Origin of the sequence: Aminobacter sp. J41, from assembly GCF_000526635.1 — a bacterium.
Classification (GTDB): domain Bacteria; phylum Pseudomonadota; class Alphaproteobacteria; order Rhizobiales; family Rhizobiaceae; genus Aerobium.
In genome coordinates this window covers 1-1980 of sequence record NZ_JAGL01000085.1, presented here as the reverse complement: position 1 = coordinate 1980, position 1980 = coordinate 1, and the positions used below count along the sequence as shown (strand labels likewise).

1 protein-coding gene is annotated in these 1980 nt (G+C 52.6%); it reads right to left on the bottom strand.

Annotated features, from left to right (window positions below):
• Window positions 1-63: 63 nt before the first annotated feature.
• Window positions 64-1980: HAD-IA family hydrolase (locus L630_RS0120530; RefSeq protein WP_210164332.1), on the bottom strand; the 1917-nt coding region annotated here is incomplete at its 5' end.

The following is a 1980-nucleotide window of genomic DNA, read 5'->3' as shown; positions in this document are numbered from 1 at the left end:
CTGCCAGCAGTAGCAGCACGCTGACCAACCCGGCCAAGCCGGACAGCACGGCGACCAATGCCGTCAGTTACACCACGCGGTGGGACACCATCCCTTGAGAACGGATGTGGCTTCTGGCCATTTTCCTGCGTCCGATAAGAGCCGGCGAGGCTCAACCCCCCCAAAACCATCCTCGAATACCAATTCACGGAATGCTTCTGCGTCTTGACGCTCCGGAGCTTTGAACAACCTGAGAAGCGCGGCGCCGGCAAGTTCGGGATTAATCGAAACTGACGGCAGGAACCCGCTATACTCACGTACAAATTGCTCGGCGAAGTCCACCACCCCGGCGTGTAGGCAAGAGACAAACTTCACGTGGCCATATGGCATCTGCTCGCTGCGAAAGATCGGAATGTGTTCTCCATTCTCCCGAACTATGCGCAACAGGCTGTTGTCGGTGTGACACGTGACGACTTCTAGAAGGTGACGACGTTTTAGAGCAAAGTGATTGGAGTTGGGAAGGAACCCTTCCCCCAGGTATCCGTGTAGTTCGTGCCCCTCTCGCTCCCATACTTCCGATCCAGCCAAAGTAGCGAGGTAATACCCAATTAGAGGACGCCCAAGAAGCTTACCGAGCCCCCCCTGCATATTGCCCATCCAGCCGAGGTCAACAACCGCGACCTTCTCATTATCCGAAAGACCAGAAGCATGGAGGTACGAAAGATAAGCCTCTCTCTCCTCCGCTGCATTACGCAATATAGGCTCTTCAAGGCATTTCAGGGCGCGCGCCAGGAGTCTTCGCCCCTCGGCACTCCGTTCTAACACCGTATCTGCATCAATGCCGGCTGCAGTGAGAAACTCACAGAAGTCCGCCTTCGGGAGGCCAAACCTCTGCTCAATTAAGTTTCCTAAACATGTACCTTCTGAGTATGGCTGCGCACCAACCTCGCCAATATCTCGTCCCGTACTGATGGACGCTACGCGGATCGCACGCCGGGAGCCATAAAGATAGCAAGCTTGCGGAGCACTTGCGTCTGTTTCAGCAATCCGATCAAATATTTGTTTAAGAAGGTAACCCTCTCGCGAGAGAAAGTAGAGCCTCTTGACGCCGGCTCGTTTTGCCTGACTCCATACCCAATGAACGAAGCCAAAGTAGAAGGGGCCAAAGGCCGCAAAACCGAGGCACTTGGGATCTCCTCTGAACGTTGCAGAGTTTGTTTCATCAAAGGCCCGATCGAAAAGCTGTCGAGCGGTAAGCCCGACAATAGCGCTTCTTGTAACATTTCCGCCTGACGAGGTCCCATAAATCTCTTTGAAGCCCGGGCTTCTCTTAAGCAAATCAATCGCACGCGGAGTCCTGATCGCGGTCATGCCTCTGCTTTGCGCGTTACGGACGTCCGCAACAATGTGATCACCAACATGCAGTATTTCATCGCCTCGGATCGCCAGCCTCTGAAGAACCACATCGAACAGAGCACCGTCCTTCTTTCTCGCTTGCGCTGAGGACGAAACAAACATGTAATCATACCCTGAGAAACCTGCCTTCTCTAACATTTTGGCAATTACAGGTTCCGGTAGATACATATCGCTGATCAGTACAATTGGCTTCCCCAACATTTTAGCCAAGCGCCACAGCTCACTCCCCTGCTTTCGAGGCGATATGAGGCTGATTTCTAGCGCAATTTCAGCAGACATGATTGCTGCGCGCTCATTTTTACTCAATGACAATCGTTCTGCTACGATGTCATAGATCAAATCCAAATCGATTTCGGGATTTGCGGAAAGGTCCCGAGCCTCGTTTTCCGCATCGATTCTGATACGAGCGAAGTCCGGATATCGCAGCCCAAGCTCCCGCTCAAGCCTCAATTGCAGAAGATGGAAGACATCCGATGGATTCTCCGTAGGGCGGCAGATCAGCGTATCAAAAACATCAAAGGACAAATACCGAATATTAGGCTGGCCTGACCCCATAGGGTGGTCCGGTTTCAATCTTAGTTCATG